This is a genomic window from Rhodoferax sp. (assembly GCF_023701345.1).
Classification (GTDB): domain Bacteria; phylum Pseudomonadota; class Gammaproteobacteria; order Burkholderiales; family Burkholderiaceae_C; genus Rhodoferax.
Genome location: NZ_JAMPXE010000014.1, coordinates 21,787 through 40,889, shown reverse-complemented (window position 1 = coordinate 40,889; position 19,103 = coordinate 21,787). Strand labels below are relative to the sequence as shown.

Here is a 19,103-nt window from a genome sequence, read left to right as displayed (position 1 = left end):
GTCATCCGCGCCCCGCGCGGCAACACGCTGACCTGCAAGAACTGGATCGCCGAAGCCGCCTACCGCATGATCCAAAACAACCTCGACCCCGAGGTCGCCGAGAACCCGCAGCACCTCGTGGTGTACGGCGGCATCGGCCGCGCCGCGCGCGACTGGGCCTGCTACGACCAGATCCTCGCTTCGCTCAAAGACCTGAACGACGATGAGACCCTGCTGGTGCAGTCGGGCAAACCGGTCGGTGTGTTCAAGACCCACAGCAACGCGCCGCGCGTGCTGATCGCCAACAGCAACCTGGTGCCCAAGTGGGCCACCTGGGAACACTTCAACGAGCTCGACCGCAAGGGCCTGTTCATGTACGGCCAGATGACCGCCGGCAGCTGGATCTACATCGGCAGCCAGGGCATCGTGCAGGGCACCTTCGAGACCTTCGTCGAAGCCGGCAAGCAGCACTACAACAATGATTTGTCGGGCAAGTGGATCCTCACCGCCGGCCTCGGCGGCATGGGCGGCGCGCAGCCGCTGGCGGCCACGCTGGCCGGCGCCTGCTCACTCAACATCGAGTGCCAGCAGAGCAGCATCGACTTCCGCCTGCGCACACGCTACGTGGACAAGCAGGCACGCGACATCGACCACGCGCTGGAACTGATCAAGGAACACACCGCGAAGAAGGAGGCCGTCTCCATCGCCCTGCTCGGCAATGCCGCCGAAGTGCTGCCTGAACTCGTCAAGCGTGCCAAGGCCGGCGGCATCAGGCCCGACCTGGTGACCGACCAGACCTCGGCCCACGACCTCATCAACGGCTACCTGCCCATCGGCTGGAGCGTGGCGCAGTGGAAAGCCGCGCAGCGCGACCCGGCGCAACACGCCCGCCTGAGCGCCGAGGCCGCGCAAGGCTGCGCGGTGCACGTGCAGGCCATGCTGAACTTCCAGAGCATGGGCATCCCCACGGTGGACTACGGCAACAACATCCGCCAGGTCGCGTTCGACCAGGGCGTGAAGAACGCCTTCGATTTCCCCGGCTTCGTGCCGGCCTACATCCGCCCCATGTTCTGCGAAGGCAAGGGCCCGTTCCGCTGGGTCGCGCTCTCGGGCGACCCGGAAGACATCTACAAGACCGACGCCAAGATCAAGGAGCTGTTCCCCGACAACAAGCACACGCACCGCTGGCTCGACATGGCGCGCGAACGCATCGCCTTCCAGGGCCTGCCCGCGCGCATCTGCTGGCTGGGCCTGGGCGAGCGCCACATCGCCGGCCTGGCCTTCAACGAGATGGTGAAAAGCGGCGAACTCAAGGCCCCGATCGTGATCGGCCGCGACCACCTCGACACCGGCTCGGTCGCCAGCCCCAACCGCGAGACCGAGGCCATGAAGGACGGCACCGACGCCGTGAGCGACTGGCCGCTGCTCAACGCCCTGCTCAACACCGCCGGCGGCGCCAGCTGGGTCAGCCTGCACCACGGTGGCGGTGTGGGCATGGGTTACTCGCAACACTCGGGCATGGTGATCGTGGCCGACGGCAGCGACGCCGCCGCAGAGCGCCTGGCGCGCGTGCTGGTCAACGACTGCGGCTCGGGCGTGATGCGCCACGCCGATGCGGGTTACGAACTGGCGATTGCGACCGCGAAAAAGCAAGGGCTGAAGTTACCCATGATTGCCTGACCCGGCCCCTGAGTGAGACACTCGCATCATGACCCACACCCTCACCCTGCATCCCGGCCAGATGAGCCTGGCCGAGCTGCGCACCGTCTGGCAGCAGGCCGTGCGCGTGGAACTCGGCGGCGAAGCCCAGGCGCCAATAGCGGCCTCGGCCGCGGCGATCCACGCCATCGTGGCGAAAGGCGATGCCGCCTACGGCATCAACACCGGCTTCGGCAAACTCGCCAAGACACGCATCCCCGACGACCAGCTGGAGCTGCTGCAGCGCAACCTGATCCTGTCGCACTCGGTCGGCACCGGCGAGCCCATGAGCGACGCCACCGTGCGCCTGGTGGTGTTGATGAAGGCCGCCAGCCTGGCGCGCGGCTACTCGGGCGTGCGCCCGGTCGTCATTGACACCCTGCTCGCCCTGCTCAACGCCGGCATCACACCGCGCATTCCGGTCAAGGGCTCGGTCGGCGCCTCGGGCGACCTCGCGCCGTTGTCGCACATGACGCTGGCCCTGATGGGCGAAGGCGAGGTGCGCATGAACGGCGAATGGTTGCCCGCCGCCGCCGCGCTGAAAGCCGCCGGCATCGCCCCGCTCACGCTCGCCGCCAAGGAAGGCCTGGCGCTGATCAACGGCACCCAGGTCTCCACCGCGCTCGCGTTGCACGGCCTGTTCATGGCCGAGCGCCTGCTCGAAGCCGGCACCGTGACCGGCGCGCTGTGTGTGGACGCGGCCAAGGGCAGCGACGCGCCGTTCGACCCGCGCATCCACGCGGTGCGTGGCCAGCCCGGCCAGATCGCCGTGGCCGCCGCCACGCGCGCGTTGCTCGCGGGCAGCCAGATCCGCCTCTCGCACGTGGTGGACGACGAGCGCGTGCAGGACCCCTACAGCCTGCGCTGCCAGCCGCAGGTCATGGGCGCCTGCCGCGACCTCATCGTCAACGCCGCGCGCACGCTGCTCACCGAAGCCAACGCCGTCACCGACAACCCGCTGGTGTTCGTGGACACCGGCGAGGTGCTCTCGGGCGGCAACTTCCACGCCGAGCCGGTGGCCTTCGCCGCCGACACGCTGGCGTTGGCCATCGCCGAGATCGGCGCCATTTCCGAGCGCCGCATCGCGCTGCTGATCGACAGCACGCTCTCGGGCCTGCCGCCTTTCCTGGTGGACAACCCGGGCCTCAACAGCGGCTTCATGATCGCCCACGTCACCGCCGCCGCGCTGGCCTCGGAAAACAAGTCGCACGCGCACCCGGCCAGCGTCGACAGCCTGCCCACCAGCGCCAACCAGGAAGACCACGTGAGCATGGCCACCTACGCCGGGCGCCGCCTGGCCGAGATGGCCGACAACACCGCCACCATCCTCGGCATCGAGTGGCTGGCCGCCGCCCAAGGCGTGGACTTCCACCGCCCGCTCACCACCTCGCCGCGCCTGACGCAGGCCCACGCCACGCTGCGTGCCCAGGTGCCGTTCTACGACAAGGACCGGCTGTTCGCGCCCGACATCGAAGCCGCGCTGCAGCTCGTTCTGCAAGGCGAAGCCGGCGTCGGTCAGCAGGACCTCTTCGCTGCCATCTGGGCCAGCTGAACGCGCCATGACCACCATGCGCGTCATCACCCTCGACAACACCCCGGCCACGCCGTGGCGCAATGGCGGCGGCGTCACGCGCGAGCTGCTGACCTGGCCCAGCCCGCTGGACTGGCGGCTGCGCATCAGCGTGGCCGACATCGCCGCCGACGGCCCGTTCTCGGCCTTCCCCGGCGTGCGGCGCTGGTTCACGCTGCTCTCGGGCGACGGCGTGGCGCTGGACTTCGCCGACCGCTCGCTGACGCAGTACCCCGGCGATGCGCCGCTGGCCTTCGACGGCACCGCCGCGCCCGGCTGCCGCCTGATCGGCGGCCCGGTGCGCGACCTCAACCTCATGGTTCTCGGCGGCGCGGGCGGCATGGCCGCCGTGTCGACCGGCAAAGCCTGGCGCCCGCCCGCCGGTGCCCAGGCCGGCCTGTTCGCACGCGTGGCCGGCCGCTGGTGTCACGGCGCCGATGAGCGTCCTCTGCTCGCCTTCAGCCTGCTCTGGTTCGACGCAGCGCCGCCGGGCGACTGGCGCTTCCAACCCGACACCCCCGCCTCAGCCACACCGGAGCCCGCCGGCTGGTGGCTGCACCACCTACCCAAAACCATCTCCGCATGAACACCACCACCCTCTGGCGCAACACCCGCCTCGCCACGCTCGACCCCGCCCAAGGGGCCGACGGCTGGGGCCTGATCGAGGACGGCGCCTTGCTCACCACCGGCGACCAGATCACCTGGATCGGCCCGAACCGCGCCCTGCCTTCACACGCCCGGCCCGCTCACGAGGTGGACCTCGGCGGCGCCCTGCTCACGCCCGGCCTGGTGGACTGCCACACCCACCTGGTCTACGGCGGCCAGCGCGCTGCTGAGTTCGAGCAGCGCCTGCAGGGCGCGAGCTACGAAGCCATCGCGCGCGCCGGTGGCGGCATCCGCTCCAGCGTCGCGGCCACCCGCGCCGCCAGCGAAGACGCGCTGCTGGCCAGCGCCACGCAGCGCGCCCGCTGCCTCATGGCCGAAGGCGTGACCACGCTGGAGATCAAGTCGGGCTACGGCCTCTCGCTGGAGGCCGAAGCGCGCTGCCTGCGCGTGGCGCGCCGGCTCGGCACCGAGCAACGCCTGGACGTCAAAACCACCTTCCTCGGCGCCCACGCCCTGCCGCCCGAATTCGACGGCCGACCCGACGACTACATCGCCGCCGTCTGCGCCTGGCTGCCCGAACTGCACGCGCAGGGGCTGGTGGACGCGGTCGATGCCTTCTGCGAGGACATCGGCTTCAGCCCCGCACAAACGCGCCGCGTCTTTGAAGCGGCAAAAGCCCTGGGCCTGCCCGTCAAGCTGCACGCCGAACAGCTGTCCGACCAGGGCGGCGCCGCGCTCGCGGCCTCATACGGCGCGCTCTCGTGCGACCACCTCGAACACCTGAGCGACGACGGCATCGCGGCCATGAAGGCCGCCGGCACGGTGGCCGTGCTGCTGCCCGGTGCGTATTACTTCCTGCGTGAAACGAAGCTGCCACCCATCGCGGCGCTGCGCGCGGCCGGCGTGCCGATGGCCGTGTCCACCGACCACAACCCCGGCACCTCGCCGGGCCTGTCGCTGCTGCTCATGGCCAGCATGGCCTGCACGCTGTTCCGACTCACGCCGCTGGAAGCGGTGCAGGGCATCACGCTGCACGCCGCGCGGGCGCTGGGCCTGCACGACCGCGGCCAGCTCGCCGCCGGCCAGCACGCCGACTTCGTGGCCTGGGAGCTGGAGCACCCGAACGAACTGGCCTACTGGTTTGGCCGAAACCCCTGCCGCCGCGTCGTCGCGGCGGGACTGGAGCGCACATGAATCCGAACACACCCTTTGAATGGCGCGGCCGTGTCGACGCCGAAGAAACCGGCGTCAGCACCCGCTGGCACCAGCATGTGCGGCCTGCCGCCGCCGACAGCCGAGGTGGCGTCACGCTGATCGGCTTTGCCGTGGACGAAGGCGTGCGCCGCAACGCCGGACGCACCGGTGCCGCCCTCGGCCCACAGGCGCTGCGCGGTGCGCTGGCGAACCTGTCGGTGCTGGGCGAACCCGCGCTGTGGGACGCGGGCGATGTGACTTGTGAAGGCAACGCACTCGAAGCCGCCCAGACGCAACTGGGCGAGCGCGTGGCCGGGGCGATGGCGCGCGACAGCCTGCCGCTGGGGCTCGGCGGTGGTCACGAAATGGCCTGGGGCACGTTCCAGGGCATCGTGAAGGCCCACCCCGACGCCAGCCGCCTGCTGGTGGTCAACCTCGACGCGCACTTCGACCTGCGCGTGGCCGCCCAGGCCAATTCGGGCACGCCGTTTCACCAGATGCACGACTGGTGCACCGAGCGCGGCCAGGCCTTCAACTACCGCGTCTTCGGCATCAGCCGCTTTGCCAACACCCAGGCCCTGTTTGACCGCGCGCACGCCATGGGGGTGCGCTACTGGCTCGACGACAGCCTGCAAGATGCCAACGGTCTGCGCGACGCGCAGCAGGCGCTGGCCATCGACCTCGCGCGCAGCGATGCGGTCTACCTTACGGTGTGTCTGGATGTGCTGCCCGGGGCGCAAGCGCCGGGGGTGTCGGCCCCTGCGCCGCTGGGCGTGCCGCTCGCGCAGGTGGAGCGACTGATCGACCAGGTGCTTGGCTCGGGCCGCGTGGTCGCCGCCGACATCGCCGAACTGAACCCCTCGCTCGACCGCGACGGCCTCACCGCCCGGGTGGCGGCGCGGCTGGCAGCGCGCATCGCGCGCAGCCGCACCACCTAACTGCCGGGCACCGTTTTCTTTTCAGCGGCACGTTCAGCGTATTTATTAAACCGCCAGGACGTGCCCTCCTGTGTAATGCGGCGCCAGCTGGCGCGTTTTTGTACCGGCCGCATCTCGGTCCAGCATTGCACCTCGGCAAAGGTGCGGCCGCAGCCCTTGCAAACTTCATCCCCCTGACTGGTTGAGCAAATGGCAATGCAGGGTGTGTCGGGCGTGCTCTCATACCAGGTCAGCCAGGCCTGCCAGGCCGCTTCGGGCAAGGCCGCCTCGTCAATTTCATGGCGCCGCTCGAAAGCCATCACGGCATAGACTTCGGCCAGCGCCCGCGTCGATGGGGGCAATGCGGCACCTTCAACGCTGGGCGCCTTGCTGCGCCAGAAATTGATGGCGGATTCAATGTCGGTGATGTGGATGCCGGTCATGGGGAGGGCATCATAGCGCCGCTGCGCATTGGCCCGGCAAGGTGCTAAGCTCCAGCCCATGAAACTTATTTTGAAATGGCTGCTCAGTGCCGCCGCCCTGCTCTGCGTGGCCTATCTTTACAGCGGTGTCGTGGTCAGCAGCCTGGGCGCCGCGCTGATCGCCGCCTTTGTCATCGGGCTCTTCAACATGGTGTTGCGCCCGGTGCTGGTGCTGCTGACCCTGCCCGTGACCGTGGTCACGCTGGGCTTGTTTTTGTTTGTCATCAACGCCCTGATGTTCTGGTCTGCTGCCGGCATCCTGGAAGGTTTTCATGTGCGCGACTTCTACGCCGCGCTGTGGGGCTCACTGATCTACTCCGCACTGGGGCTGGTGATTGACGCAGCCTTCGGCCGGAAATAAGGTCTCAGGGTTCCTGCGCCTGTTCTTTCAGCAAGACCTCGATCTGGCGCCGACGCGTGTCGATGATCGACGCATCGATATGCTCGGCTGAAGAATTCGAGGCACCCGGTGCACGCTGCCGGTCCTGCGCCGCTTTCAGCCGGTTCAATGCCCCCGCATAGTCCAATTGTGCGACCTGCGCCTCGGCCTCGGCGCGCAAGGCGCGCAAAGTTTGATTTTGCGCTGCGTAAATACTGGCCAGCGACTGCCAGGCCAATGCATCTTGCGGCTGCCTGAGCAGCCAAGCCTGCAGGTTTTGCGCCACCTGGTCCAGCAACCGGGCTTGTCCGCCCTGCATGGCAAGCTGGGTTTGCAGCACCAGATCGGGGCGGCGTAACGCAGCCGCCGGCGCCGGTTGGGCAGGATCCAGCCCGATCTCGGCGCCCAGGGCCAGCAGCTGCTGGCGCGACCGATCGGGTGCTGCCAGTTCAATTTCAAGACCCAGCCAGCGCACCTGCCGCACCGCCTCGGGATCAGCCAGCACCACTTTCTGCAGCCGCGTCAACTGCCGGCGCGCCTGCGCCGCATCACGCATGCGGCTGGCAGCCATGGCCGCGCCATACAAGGTGCCCGCCTGTTGCGCAGCGGCCTGACCCGACAGGCCCGCATCATCGGCCTGAGCCAGCCAGCCGCGCAAGGCATCGGCACCGGGGTTGGACAGCACCCGGGCGCGTGCCGTCAGCAGGGCGTGGGCCATGCCAGGGACCGCATCTGCCCCGTGCGGCGCGCCCAGCGGCAGACGCGACTGCATGTCGGCGATGCGTTCGGTGGTCAGCGGATGGCTGCGCAGGTAGGGGTAGGCACCGCTGTCATTGAGCCGGGCCGCCTGCTGCAGCTTGTCGAACATGCTGACAAACCCCAGTGCCTCAAACCCGGCCTGGGTCATCACGCCAAAACCGATGCGGTCCGCTTCGCGTTCCATGTCGCGCGAAAAATTGAGCTGGCCTTGCGCTGACAGGGCTTGCCCGCCAACAATCAGCGCATTGCCAGCCTCAGGATTTTTGCTGGCCGCCAGCGCGCCCAGAATCATGGCGCCGATCATCCAGGGCGTTTGCTGGTTGCTCCTGGAAATCAGGCGTGAAATATGGCGTTGGGTGACATGGCTCAACTCGTGACCCAGTACCGAAGCCAGCTCATCGCGACTGCTCACGACGGAAAGCAGGCCCAGATGCAGACCGAAATAGCCGCCCGGCAAGGCAAACGCGTTGACGCTGCGGTCGCGCCCCAAAACAATGCGCCAGGCGAAACGTTCATCGAGCTCGGGGGTTAAATCGCCGCGGGCACGGGCTGCGTTCAGCAGCGGCTGCCAGATGCCCTGCACATAATCGGTCAGCACCGGGTCGTCAATAAAATCAGGGTCGCGGTAAAGCTCGCGCGCGATGCGGTCACCCAGCCGGCGCTCGGCGCTGGCGCTCATGTCGCTGCCGTCACCGAGCAGCGGCAACGCGTTGGCCCCTTGGCCCTGCGCGTTCAGGGCCACAGGCAGTGCCAGGCCAATTGCCACCAAAAAGAGCGTAACGCGCTTCTTTAAAATAGGGCTTACCCGTTTTTTTTGCTTGAATGGATCAATCAACATGAGCGATATATTTTGAACACCTGCAAAAGAATAAATCTGACGATCACCGTATGATGCCAGTTGTGTGTAAAGGTTCGGTCAAGACGTCCCGCTTACTTTAGTCCACCTCATCCTTATTTTTGTCATGAGCACCCTCACCCATTTTGACGACCAGGGCCAAGCCCACATGGTTGATGTGGCAGCCAAAGCCGCCAGTCACCGCATTGGCATCGCCGGTGGCCGCATTGACATGCTGCCCGGCACGCTGGCCATCATCGAAGCTGGCACCGCCAAAAAAGGTGATGTGCTGGGCATTGCCCGCATTGCCGGCATCATGGCGGCCAAAAAAACCAGTGATCTGATCCCCCTGTGCCACCCGCTGGCACTGACCCGGGTGGCGATTGAATTCAAGGTCCTGCACGCCAGCCAGTCCGCCACCAGCAGCGTGCTTTGCAAAGCCACGGTAGAAACGGTGGGCCCCACCGGTGTCGAAATGGAAGCGCTCACCGCCGTCTCGGTCGCCCTGCTGACCATCTATGACATGTGCAAGGCGGTGGATCGCGGCATGGTCATGACCGACATCAAACTGCTGGAAAAGCATGGTGGTAAATCTGGCAGCTTCATCAATCCAACAACCTCATCCCATGACAACGCTTGATCGAACCCTTTGGCCTGCACGCCTGAGCACATTTGCATTGGCCGCTCTGGCCGCGGCCAGCGTCGTTTATTGGGGTCTGCGCTGGTCTGAACCCATCAGCACGCCACGCGCCAACGACGATGCATTCAGCCAACGCCCCGTTGACACTGGCCGGATCGCCCAATTGCTGGGGGCCAGCGCCACCCCTGACAACGGGGGTCCGGCAGCACCTGCAGTCAACGCCACGAGCCAATACAAGCTGCTCGGTGTCATCGCCGGGGCCAAAGGCCGCGGTTTTGGCAGCGCCCTGATCGCCATCGACGGTGAACCCGCCAAGCCTTACAAAGTGGGCGACAGGCTGTCTGATGATCTGCTGCTGCAATCCGTGACAGCGCGCGGGGCAACGCTGGCGCCCGGCATGCAGGAGCCGGCCTCGGTCGAGCTTGAATTGCCCCCTCTTGCCACCATCAAATCCCGCTAACATGGCCACCACCCCACTCTACCAATTTCAGGTCCAGGTCAAACCGCGCTACCTGGCTGACCAGTCTGCGCCGGTGCAAGGACAGTACTTTTTCGCCTACACCATCACCATCCGCAACACCGGCAACATCACGGCCCAGTTGATTTCCCGCACCTGGAACGTCAACGACGCCCAGGGTCACCACGAAAAGATCAAAGGACTGGGCGTAGTGGGGCACCAGCCACTGTTGCAACCCGGAGAAACGTTTGAGTACACCAGTGGTACACGCCTGCGCACACCCACCGGCACCATGCACGGCAGCTTTTTTTGCGTGGCTGAAGATGGTGAAAAATTTGATGTGGATGTCCCCATGTTTGTGCTCGATGCCCTGAGCGAAAGCGGTGGCACGCGCACCCTGCATTAAGCCGATGACGGCCAGGCCCGATCTTGCCGAGCTACTGGATGCCCTCGACGCCGAAGCCGATCTGGCGCAGCGCCACCTCTGGTTGATTCAACTGCTGGGCTGGGTGCGCGGCAGACATGACTCGGTGCCGCACGCCGTAGCACGCGTGAACTTGCTGCTCGACACCCTGCAACAGCGCCCCGAGGCACGCGCCAGGCTGCAGGCCTGGTGGCTGAAGTTGCTGGGCACAGTGGACGCAACCTCATTGCTGGCAGACTACGGCTTTTCCTCACGCAGCGCCTTTACCAGTGAACTGACCGAACGACTGCGGCTCAAATGGCTGCCCGGCACGCCTGAAACGACCGATGCCGCCAGCCTGTTTTCACTGGTGTTGTGCCAGTCATTCGATGCGCGCTGGCTCAATGCGCTGGAGGATGCCACATTGACCCGGCTGGCAGAGTTGCTGCAAGCAGACTGTGCGCAAATGACCGACGGCATCTGCGCCTGGGTGCCACAAATCGGACCAAGCCGGGTCACACCATGGCAAGCCACGCTGCTCGAAGCCCTGACCTTTTGTACCGGACAAATCCGTGCCACCGGTTTTTCACCCGAGCTGCGCCTGCGCATGAGCACACCCGCGCTTGAGACCGCCCCTTTCCATGCACTCGACAGCGACGTGATCGCGCTACAAGCTGCTTTCCTGATTGACCCAGAGCACCCTTCAGCCGCCAGACAGGCTGCCTTGCAGCAGGTCCTGAACCGCCTGGAAGCTTGCCGCCAGGCGGCGGCCTCGGTCTACACCCACCTTGACAGCAACGGCATCTCCGTCAATCTGGTGTTTCAACTGCGCCAGTTGCGCAGCCGGGTGCTGCGCGTGCGCACCCTGCTCGATTGCCTGATGTCGGAACACCCCCATCGTCACACAGCACAGTTGTTCGCCCATCTGGTGCTGGTGGGGCAGGAGCGACGCAGCGTGCGGGCACTGATTGCCGCCAATTCATCGATGCTGGCCGCCAAAGTGGCCGAGCGCAGTTCCGAGACCGGCGAGCACTACATCACCCGCACCCGGGCCGAATACATGCAGATGCTGCGTGATGCCGCGGGCGGCGGCGCCGTCATGTCGGTCACCACGCTGATGAAGTTTGTGATCCTTTCGATGAGCCTGTCCGCCTTTTGGGGCGGCTTTTACGCCGGTCTCAACTACGCGCTGAGTTTTGTGCTGATCCAGTTGATGCACTGGACCGTGGCCACCAAACAACCCGCCATGACCGCCCCCGCCATGGCCGCCAAGCTCAAGGAGCTGGGGGCGCCGGGCGCCGTGGAAAGTTTTGTCGATGAAGTGGCGCATCTGGTGCGCTCACAGGTGGCCGCCATCTTTGGCAATCTGGCGCTGGTGGCGCCAGCGGTGCTGCTGATCAGCACCGGGCTGTGGCTGGCCTTTGGCACCCCCATGATCGACGCCACCGTTGCCAAACACGTGCTGAACGACCTGACCCTGCTGGGTCCCACCACCCTGTTTGCCGCCCTGACTGGCGTGCTGTTGTTTGCTTCGAGCATCATTGCGGGCTGGACCGAGAACTGGTTTGTGCTGCACCGGCTGGACTCGGCCATTCGCTACAACCCCAAAATCACCGCCGCACTGGGTCGCGTCAGGGCTGAACGCTGGGCCACGTTCATGCGTCACAACATTTCGGGACTGGCGGCCAATGTGTCGCTCGGGCTGATGCTGGGGCTGGTGCCCGCCTTTGCGTCTTTTTTTGGCCTCGGGCTGGAGGTGCGCCACGTCACGCTGTCCACCGGCCAGATTGCTGCGGCCGCCGCCAGCCTGGGCCCTGACATCTTTCACAGCAGTCCGTTCTGGTGGTGTGTGGCCGGGATTGCCATCACCGGCGCGCTCAATGTGGGCGTGAGTTTTTATTTTGCCTTCCTGCTGGCACTCAGGGCGCATAACGTCAGCGGAGTCGATCGCCGCCGCATCTACCAGGCCATTCGCCACCGGATTCGCACCCGCCTGGGCAGCTTTTTCTGGCCCGCCAGCCCGCCAAAGCAGTCGAAAGACGTAACACATGGGTGAGTTCGATCTGATCGCGCGCTATTTCAAGCGCCCGGTGCGCCGCGGCGCGGCGTTGGGCATTGGCGACGACTGCGCATTGCTGCAGCCAGCGCCCGACACCCAGTTGGCTATTTCCTGCGACATGCTGGTGCAGGGGCGCCACTTTTTTGCTGACGTGAACCCGCACAGCCTGGGTCACAAGTCGCTGGCGGTCAACCTCAGCGACCTCGCCGCCTGTGGCGCCAAACCGCTGGCGTTTACCCTGGCGCTGGCGCTGCCCGACGCGAACGAGCCCTGGCTGGCGGACTTTGCCCGGGGGCTTTTTGAGCTGGCCGATGCCCATGGCTGCGAACTCGTTGGCGGCGACACCACCGCCGGACCACTCAACATCTGCATCACGGTATTTGGCGAGGTGCCGGTCGTCAATGGCCGCTCACAGGCCCTGCTGCGCGGTGGCGCCAGGGCTGGTGACGACCTCTATGTGAGCGGCACGCTGGGCGATGCCCGGCTGGCGCTGAATGTACTGCAAGGCAAATTGACCGTGCCTGCGCCCGTGCTGCTGGCGGCACGCGAGCGGCTGGAACGCCCCAACCCGCGCGTGGCGCTGGGACTGGCCTTGCGCGGTGTCGCCAGCGCAGCCATTGATCTCAGCGATGGCCTGATGGGCGACCTGGGGCATATCCTGGAAAGCTCGCAGATGGGGGCGACCGTGCAGGTCGATACGCTGCTACAAAGCATCGCTTGTTACGCGGACTCAGCGCATTCTGGCCATCACGACGGCATCAATTTATCGCTGGCGCAATGGCGCACCCTGGCACTGGCAGGCGGTGACGACTACGAACTCCTGTTTACCGCCGCCCCCAGCCAGCGCGCCGCCGTGGCCGCTGCCGCGCAAGCCAGCCAGACTCCGGTGCGTTGCGTCGGCCAGATCGACGCCAACCCGGGCCTGCGGCTGCTGGACGCGCAGGGCCGGGTGCTGCCCAACCACTACGCCTCGTTCGACCACTTTGCCTGAAACTATTCAGGCGCTGCCTCGATAATCCGGCCATGTCTGATCAAGCGCCTGCTCTTACCCCCATGCCATCCGCCCCCCCCCAGACAGCCAGTGCCCCGGGCCCGGTGGCGCCGACCGGCCGCTTCATGATGGCGCACCCGGCCCATGTCATGGCGCTGGGCTTTGGCTCCGGGCTCAGCGCAATAGCCCCCGGCACCATGGGCACGCTGTGGGCCTGGGCACTGTATGTGCTGTTGCAAGACCGCCTCACCGAGGTGCAATGGGGCGGGCTCATTGCCGTCAGTATTTTGGTGGGCTGGTGGGTCTGCACGGTCACCGCCAGACACCTGCGCACGCTTGACCCCGGCAACATCGTCTGGGACGAAATTGCCGCCTTCTGGCTGGTGCTGTGGCTGGTCAGCCCGACCGGTTTCTGGGGCCAGCTGGCTGCGTTTGCGCTGTTCCGCTTTTTTGATGCCGTCAAGCCCGGTCCGGTGGCCTGGGCCGACCAGCTTTACCACCATGTCAATCCCGCCACCGACCCGGCCGCCTGGCGCAAAGCCGGCTGGGGCATCATGCTCGACGACCTGGTAGCCGCTTTTTGCACCCTGCTGGTGATTGCGCTGTGGCGGTCATGGTAAATCTTGCAGCGAATCCCTGCGCCATGAGACCAGGCACGCGCCTGCTCATTGACTTAACTTAACTTGACTTGCCTCCCGGGCTGCTATGCTTTAACCTTTTAACGAAGCCTACGAACCGCCATGAAACAATTATTCGCCATCAGTTTGATTGCCGCCGCCTCTTTCACCAGCAGTGCCTGGGCGGCTCAACCCCCTGCCGCCAAACCGCCTGTTTCGGGCGTGGTCAGTGGCGAAGTACTGGAGGTCAAGGACGTTGAAATCTATACCTACTTGCGACTGAAGACCAAGGATGGTGAAACCTGGGCCGCAGTGAGCACCGCAGCGGTTAAAAAAGGCGCCATGGTGACGATTGAGAACCCCGTAGTCATGAACAATTTTGAGAGCAAGACGCTGAAGAAAACGTTCCCAAGCATCGTTTTTGGCAGTCTGGGCGGCGCTGCCGCAGGCCAGGGCACACTCGGCTCGAAAATGGCGATGGCCAAAGTGGCAGACAGCGCACCGATCAAGGTCGCCAAGGCCAGCGGCTCCAATGCCTACACGGTCGCCGATATCATCAGCAAAGCGGTTCAACTCAAGGACAAGCCGGTCAAGGTCAACGGTCAGGTGGTGAAGTACAACGCCGGCATCATGGGCAAGAACTGGATTCACCTGCGTGACGGCTCCGGCACGCCAGCCAACAACGACGTTCTGGTCACTACCGCTGCGCCAGCCAAGGTCGGCGACCTGGTGACGGTTTCGGGCGTGGTGCGCAACGACAAGGACTTTGGTGCCGGCTACAGCTACAAGGTGCTGGTTGAAGAGGCTACCCTGTCCCCCATTCAGAAATAGGCTGTTGATGCCGGACAGTTGCGCACTGCTGGCGCGTTTACTTTTAACAAACGGCTGGTTGATGGCGACTGCCGAGAGCTGCACCGGCGGCCTGATAGCGGCCACCTGCACCGAGATGGCGGGTTCAAGCAACTGGTTCGAGCGTGGTTTTGTCAGCTATTCCAACGCAGCCAAATGCGAGTTGCTGGGCGTCGATGCCGCGCTGATTGATGCGCATGGCGCGGTGAGTGAACCCGTGGTGCGCGCCATGGCTGCCGGCGCACTCGCGCATTCGCGCGCCCAGGTGGCCGTTGCCGTGACCGGCGTGGCCGGCCCCGCCGGTGGCAGCGCCGCGAAACCGGTAGGCACCGTGTGGCTGGCCTGGGCCACGCCCACCGGCGTGACCAGCGAAGTACAGCACTTTGCCGGCGACCGCGCAGCGGTACGCCAGGCCACGGTGCACCACGCCCTGGCCAGGTTGGCGGAACTCATCCAGACGGAAACCCCGGCGTGAACGGCTGGCTGCTGGAAGTGACATCATCCGAGAGCTTGCCGGGCCGCGTCTTGACCGTGCGCCTGCACTTGACTTGAGCATGGATTTTGTCGAAGGTTTTGCCACCGGACTGGCACTGATCGTGGCCATCGGCTCGCAAAACGCCTATGTGCTGCGCCAGGGCATCCTGCGCCAGCATGTGCTGCCACTGGTGCTCTTTTGTGCGCTGTCAGACGCGCTGCTGATCCTGGCGGGCATTGCTGGCGCCGGCCTGCTGATACGCGACAACGCCTTCCTGATGAGCCTCACGCGTTTTGGTGGCGCCCTGTTTTTGGCGGCTTATGGTGTGCTGGCAGCGCGGCGCGCCTGGCAAGGCAAACCCATGCATTTAAACCATGGCGAAGGGGCCACACTGGCGACGGCCATGGCGGCCTGTTTTGCCTTTACCTTTTTGAACCCGCATGTGTACCTGGACACCGTGGTGCTGCTGGGCGCCATTGCCAACCAGCGGCCCGACCCGGGGCGCTGGGTCTTTGGCGCCGGCGCCGCCAGCGCCAGCCTGTGCTGGTTTGCCGCACTGGGCTTTGGCGCCCGTTTTCTGGCCCCGCTGTTTGAAACAGTGCTGGCCTGGCGCGTGCTGGACGCGCTGATTGCACTGACCATGTGGACACTGGCGGGCATGCTGCTCTTCCACTGAACGCTGCCTCAGTGAAGTCAGCCGACCTCAAATGTAGGTGGCGTTGACATTGACCGGCGTATGTCGCATGTGCAGCGACAAACCCAGCGCGGACATGTGGTTGGCATTGCGCCCCAGAATGGTTTGCGACAGCGGCAGGAACTCTGTTTCCTCGTAGCTTGCGTGGGCCTTGTATTGCGTCACCAGCCGCTGGATTTCGGCCACATTGATGTCACTGGCCTGTCCTTTGGCCAATTTTTTCAGCCCGGATTCAAGCTGTTTCCACAAGCCCTCCAGTTCCCGATGCTCGTCTGTCAGGCGCTTGACCATGGCCTTGACCTGTGCCATTTCTTCGCCAGGTTCGGCACTGGCCAACACGGCGGGAAACAGTTCGCGCTCTTCGTCCTGGTGATGTTCGAAAATCGCCACCTGAAAAAATGCCACGGCATTCTCGGCAATGTTGCGCGCACGGGCTGCCGGCGCCAGCAGATCGGGCAACTCGCCCAACATCTCAAGTTTGCTCACGATGCCGTCATGGCAGTGCGAGAAGTCCTGGATGGGCTCACTATGAGCCGTGGAAGACGATGGATTAGCCATTTTGGTAGCTCCTAGGGGTCGGGACAATGCGCCCGGAAAAGTGGTCAGGATGCGGGGTCATTTTGATGACACCAATGCGGGCAGCCAGGTTGACAGCGCGGGCACGGCGGCAATCAGCACCAGTACCAGCATCACCGCGGCCAGGAAGGGAATGGTGGCCTTGAACAGCGCACCCATGCGAATGTCAGCCTGCACCATCGCGATGTACAGGCCCGGCCCCACCGGCGGCGTCACCAGGCCAATCACGGTGGCCAGCGTGCACACCACGCCAAAGTGGATCGGGTCGATCCCGAGCGTGGTCACCACCGGCATCAGCAGCGGCACCGTCACGATCAGCACGCTGATGCTTTCCAGGAACATGCCCAGAATCAGCATCATGACGATCACCAGCAACAGGAAGACAAAAGGCGAATCGGTCAGCCCCTGCATGTAGGCCACCACCAGATCGGGCACGCCCTGAAAGGCCAGCACCCAGCTCAGCACCGAAGCGGCGGCGATCAAGCCGGTAATGGTGGCGGTGTTGGTGGCGACGTCCAGCAGGATCTTGCCCAGATCACGCACCCTGATCTCGCGGTAAACAAAACCCAGCACCAGCGAGATGATGGAGGCCACCGCACCTGATTCAGTCGGTGTCATGACCCCCAGCATGATGCCGGCGATCACCACCACCGGAATGACGGCGGGCACCAGGCCTTCGAGCAGCACCTTGACGGATGCCGAGCGGCCGCTGCGGGTGCCTGCCGGCAAACCCGGACCGAAAAAATTATGGGCAAAGATCACCAGCGCCAAAGCCACCACAATCAGCATGCCCGGCACAATGCCAGCAATGAACAGCGGGGCAATGGGCTGAACCGCCACCACGCCGTAAATGATCATCAGCATCGACGGCGGAATGATCGGGCCCAGCAAGCCGGCCGACACCGTGACCGCGCCCGAAAACGCGCGGTTGTAACCCATGCGTTCCATGGCCGGAATCATCACCTTGCTCATGACACCGATCTGCGCCACGGCCGAACCCAGAATGGACGCCGCCATGGCATTGGTGAACAAATTGGCATAAGCCAGGCCGCCCTTCATGCTGCCCACCAGCACCTCGGCCACCGCGATCAGGCGCTGGGTCAGACCCGCCTTGTTCATGATTTCGCCGACCAGCAGAAACAGCGGAATGGCCAGCAGGCTGTTGATTTCCAGCGCGCCATAGAACTGGATCGGAATCGAGTCATAGAGCACCGACAAATCGTTGGTCAGCATGAAGGTCAGCGCGCCGACCAGGATGGTGCCCACAATCGGCAGACCGGCGAACAGCAGGCCAAAAAAGACAATCAGGGTGATCACTTGGCAACTCCGAACAAGGCGCGCAGATCGCGCAGGATGGCGGCAAATTGGTGGAAAGCCATGATGGCAAAAGCCAGCGGCAGGGCCGAGAAGTTGTACCAGCGCGGCAGTTGTGTGGTGGCCCCCAGTTCCAGACGGACATCGGCACGGTTGACCCATTCCCAGCCGAGCTTGGCCAGGAACACCAGCAAGACCAGCATCACAAGACCCAGAACGGCCAGCAGGGCATGGCGCGCACGGTCGGACAAGGCACGGGGCAGGAAATCGATGGTGACCAGTTGCACGCGCTGCACCAGCAAAGACAGGCCGAACAAGGTCACAAACACCAGCAGCTGCACCGAGATTTCCTCGGCCCAGAAAATCGGGGCGCTGAAAAAATAGCGCATCACCACCTGCGTCATCATGATGCCGGCAATACCCGCAGTCAGGGCGATGACCAGCACCTGCTCGGCCCGGGCCAGGGATTGGTCAATTTTTTGAATGGTCTGGTACATGCCAGTGCTCCTTCAGGGGGGACGACAAGCGGAAAGAAAACTGCGTTCGCTCCCCGCTCTGCTCATTACAGGTCTTTGGCTTGCTTGTAAAAGTCGGCAATCAAAGGATTCTTGGCGGTGTACTTGTCACGCACCGTGCCACCCACGGCCTGGAACGACTTGATGTCGAACGGGATGACCTTAGCGCCGTCGGCCGTCGCCTTCTTGAGGTTGTTCACATCCGCGTCAATGGCGGTCTGGTAACCCCACTTTTCGGCATCCTTGACCACCTTGGTGATCATGGCACGGTCGGCATCGCTGCGGGTTGCCCACCATTTTTTGGACACCACAATCACGGCCGGGAAAGCCATGTGGTTGGTCAGGGTCAGGTTGGGTGCCTGCTGGTGAAACTTCAGGCCCACCAGCGCGTCCAGGTCCACGTCGACCGCGTCGAGCAGCTTGGTCGTCAGGGAAGGCGCCACTTCAGACAGGGGCATCGCGGTTGGTGCCGCACCGTTGGCGGTCCACCAGTCGTTGTAGATCGGGCTCGGGAAGGAACGCACCTTTTTGTTGGCCAGGTCTTTGGCAGACGTGACCGGCTGCAGGGACAACACATGGCGCATGCCGGCAAAGGTGTAGCCCAGACCGACCAGCCCATGCTGATCCAGGCGCTTGAGCATTTCCTGGGCAGCCGGGGTAGCGGCGGCGCGGGTGGCGTGTGCCACATCCTTGAACACATAGGGCAGTGACCAGCCCAGCAGGGATTCTTCGCGGTTGGACAGGCCACCCACGGTAAAGACGCCAAACTGCTGCGCGCCAGCCTGCATCAAATTGATCATCTGGGCTTCGTTGCCGAGCTTTTGCAGCGGGCTGACAGCCATCTTCATTTTGCCGCCCGAGGCCTTGTCCAGGTCGGTGGCGATTTTTTCCGACACCTGGTGCCAGACGTGGGTGGGCGGCGTGATGTGGCCGAGCTTCAGGGCCTGCGCGCTGACGCCAAAGGCTGTCGTTGTGAGGACTACCGCAGCAGCCAGAATGTGCAAGGATTTAACAAATTTCATGAAAGACTCCTGATGTTTTCGGACCCGTGGCACGCGGTCAACAGGTCCATGGTTATAAAAAAAAATGGATAC

The 19,103-nt window shown here is 64.5% G+C and carries 21 protein-coding genes; 15 read left to right on the top strand and 6 right to left on the bottom strand.

Going from position 1 to position 19,103, the window contains the following annotated elements:
* The 5 genes from hutU to hutG form a co-directional block, all read left to right on the top strand.
* Nucleotides 1–1,659 (top strand): urocanate hydratase (gene hutU, locus NDI87_RS03575; protein WP_296273434.1); only part of this gene is annotated, 1,659 nt, incomplete at its 5' end.
* Nucleotides 1,660–1,687: 28 nt separating this feature from the next.
* Nucleotides 1,688–3,229 (top strand): histidine ammonia-lyase, encoded by a 1,542-nt coding sequence (gene hutH / locus NDI87_RS03570; RefSeq protein ID WP_296273433.1) that lies wholly within the window; start codon nucleotides 1,688–1,690, stop codon nucleotides 3,227–3,229.
* 16 nt (nucleotides 3,230–3,245) lie between these two features.
* Entirely contained in the window at nucleotides 3,246–3,833 is a 588-nt protein-coding gene (locus NDI87_RS03565; RefSeq protein WP_296273432.1) for a HutD family protein, read from the top strand.
* Nucleotides 3,830–5,047, top strand: a complete 1,218-nt coding sequence (gene hutI / locus NDI87_RS03560) for an imidazolonepropionase (RefSeq protein WP_296273431.1) — start codon at nucleotides 3,830–3,832, stop codon at nucleotides 5,045–5,047. The genes NDI87_RS03565 and hutI overlap by 4 nt, the downstream gene beginning before the upstream one ends.
* Nucleotides 5,044–5,985 carry a formimidoylglutamase gene (hutG, locus tag NDI87_RS03555; RefSeq protein WP_296273430.1) on the top strand — a complete coding sequence of 314 codons (942 nt, stop codon included), beginning with the start codon at nucleotides 5,044–5,046 and terminating at the stop codon, nucleotides 5,983–5,985. Before hutI ends, hutG begins: the two co-directional genes overlap by 4 nt.
* Here the strand turns inward: hutG and NDI87_RS03550 are convergent.
* Nucleotides 5,982–6,407: a DUF3717 domain-containing protein gene (locus tag NDI87_RS03550; protein WP_296273429.1), complete on the bottom strand. Its 426-nt coding sequence runs from the start codon at nucleotides 6,405–6,407 to the stop codon at nucleotides 5,982–5,984. The genes hutG and NDI87_RS03550 overlap by 4 nt on opposite strands.
* 58 nt (nucleotides 6,408–6,465) lie before the next feature.
* Here NDI87_RS03550 and NDI87_RS03545 point away from each other — a divergent pair, with 58 nt between their 5' ends.
* Nucleotides 6,466–6,807: a phage holin family protein gene (locus NDI87_RS03545; RefSeq protein ID WP_296273428.1), complete on the top strand. Its 342-nt coding sequence runs from the start codon at nucleotides 6,466–6,468 to the stop codon at nucleotides 6,805–6,807.
* Between the two features lie 4 nt (nucleotides 6,808–6,811).
* On the opposite strand, the gene NDI87_RS03540 is transcribed toward NDI87_RS03545, so the two are convergent.
* On the bottom strand, nucleotides 6,812–8,263 hold the full coding sequence (locus NDI87_RS03540; RefSeq protein WP_296273435.1) for a M48 family metalloprotease: 1,452 nt from the start codon (nucleotides 8,261–8,263) through the stop codon (nucleotides 6,812–6,814).
* Between the two features lie 283 nt (nucleotides 8,264–8,546).
* Here NDI87_RS03540 and moaC point away from each other — a divergent pair, with 283 nt between their 5' ends.
* The 9 genes from moaC (at nucleotide 8,547) to NDI87_RS03495 (ending at nucleotide 15,586) form a co-directional block, all read left to right on the top strand.
* Entirely contained in the window at nucleotides 8,547–9,059 is a 513-nt protein-coding gene (gene moaC / locus NDI87_RS03535) for a cyclic pyranopterin monophosphate synthase MoaC (RefSeq protein WP_296273427.1), read from the top strand.
* Nucleotides 9,046–9,519, top strand: coding sequence for a general secretion pathway protein C (locus NDI87_RS03530; RefSeq protein ID WP_296273426.1), 474 nt, complete (start codon nucleotides 9,046–9,048; stop codon nucleotides 9,517–9,519). The genes moaC and NDI87_RS03530 overlap by 14 nt, the downstream gene beginning before the upstream one ends.
* A 1-nt stretch (nucleotide 9,520) precedes the next feature.
* Nucleotides 9,521–9,922 carry a Co2+/Mg2+ efflux protein ApaG gene (gene apaG / locus NDI87_RS03525; protein WP_296273425.1) on the top strand — a complete coding sequence of 134 codons (402 nt, stop codon included), beginning with the start codon at nucleotides 9,521–9,523 and terminating at the stop codon, nucleotides 9,920–9,922.
* Nucleotides 9,923–9,926: 4 nt separating this feature from the next.
* On the top strand, nucleotides 9,927–11,975 hold the full coding sequence (locus tag NDI87_RS03520; protein WP_296273424.1) for a site-specific recombinase: 2,049 nt from the start codon (nucleotides 9,927–9,929) through the stop codon (nucleotides 11,973–11,975).
* The gene (thiL, locus tag NDI87_RS03515) at nucleotides 11,968–12,969 is read left to right on the top strand and encodes a thiamine-phosphate kinase (RefSeq protein ID WP_296273423.1); all 1,002 of its coding nucleotides are present in this window, start codon (nucleotides 11,968–11,970) and stop codon (nucleotides 12,967–12,969) included. The genes NDI87_RS03520 and thiL overlap by 8 nt, the downstream gene beginning before the upstream one ends.
* Before the next feature lie 62 nt (nucleotides 12,970–13,031).
* Complete coding sequence (locus tag NDI87_RS03510) at nucleotides 13,032–13,589, top strand: phosphatidylglycerophosphatase A (RefSeq protein WP_296273422.1); 558 nt, start codon at nucleotides 13,032–13,034, stop codon at nucleotides 13,587–13,589.
* A gap of 120 nt (nucleotides 13,590–13,709) precedes the next feature.
* A complete protein-coding gene (locus tag NDI87_RS03505; protein WP_296273421.1) occupies nucleotides 13,710–14,417 on the top strand; it encodes a nucleotide-binding protein in 708 nt (235 codons plus the stop codon).
* Between the two features lie 7 nt (nucleotides 14,418–14,424).
* A complete protein-coding gene (locus tag NDI87_RS03500) occupies nucleotides 14,425–14,910 on the top strand; it encodes a CinA family protein (protein WP_296273420.1) in 486 nt (161 codons plus the stop codon).
* 79 nt (nucleotides 14,911–14,989) lie between these two features.
* Complete coding sequence (locus NDI87_RS03495; protein ID WP_296273419.1) at nucleotides 14,990–15,586, top strand: LysE/ArgO family amino acid transporter; 597 nt, start codon at nucleotides 14,990–14,992, stop codon at nucleotides 15,584–15,586.
* 27 nt (nucleotides 15,587–15,613) lie between these two features.
* On the opposite strand, the gene NDI87_RS03490 is transcribed toward NDI87_RS03495, so the two are convergent.
* The 4 genes from NDI87_RS03490 to NDI87_RS03475 all read right to left on the bottom strand — a co-directional run bounded on the left by NDI87_RS03490 (nucleotide 15,614) and on the right by NDI87_RS03475 (nucleotide 19,031).
* Nucleotides 15,614–16,162 (bottom strand): hemerythrin domain-containing protein, encoded by a 549-nt coding sequence (locus NDI87_RS03490; protein WP_296273418.1) that lies wholly within the window; start codon nucleotides 16,160–16,162, stop codon nucleotides 15,614–15,616.
* A gap of 57 nt (nucleotides 16,163–16,219) precedes the next feature.
* A complete protein-coding gene (locus NDI87_RS03485) occupies nucleotides 16,220–17,497 on the bottom strand; it encodes a TRAP transporter large permease (protein WP_296273417.1) in 1,278 nt (425 codons plus the stop codon).
* Nucleotides 17,494–17,991, bottom strand: a complete 498-nt coding sequence (locus tag NDI87_RS03480; protein WP_296273416.1) for a TRAP transporter small permease — start codon at nucleotides 17,989–17,991, stop codon at nucleotides 17,494–17,496. Before NDI87_RS03480 ends, NDI87_RS03485 begins: the two co-directional genes overlap by 4 nt.
* A 65-nt stretch (nucleotides 17,992–18,056) precedes the next feature.
* A complete protein-coding gene (locus NDI87_RS03475) occupies nucleotides 18,057–19,031 on the bottom strand; it encodes a TRAP transporter substrate-binding protein (RefSeq protein ID WP_296273415.1) in 975 nt (324 codons plus the stop codon).
* Nucleotides 19,032–19,103: the final 72 nt, after the last annotated feature.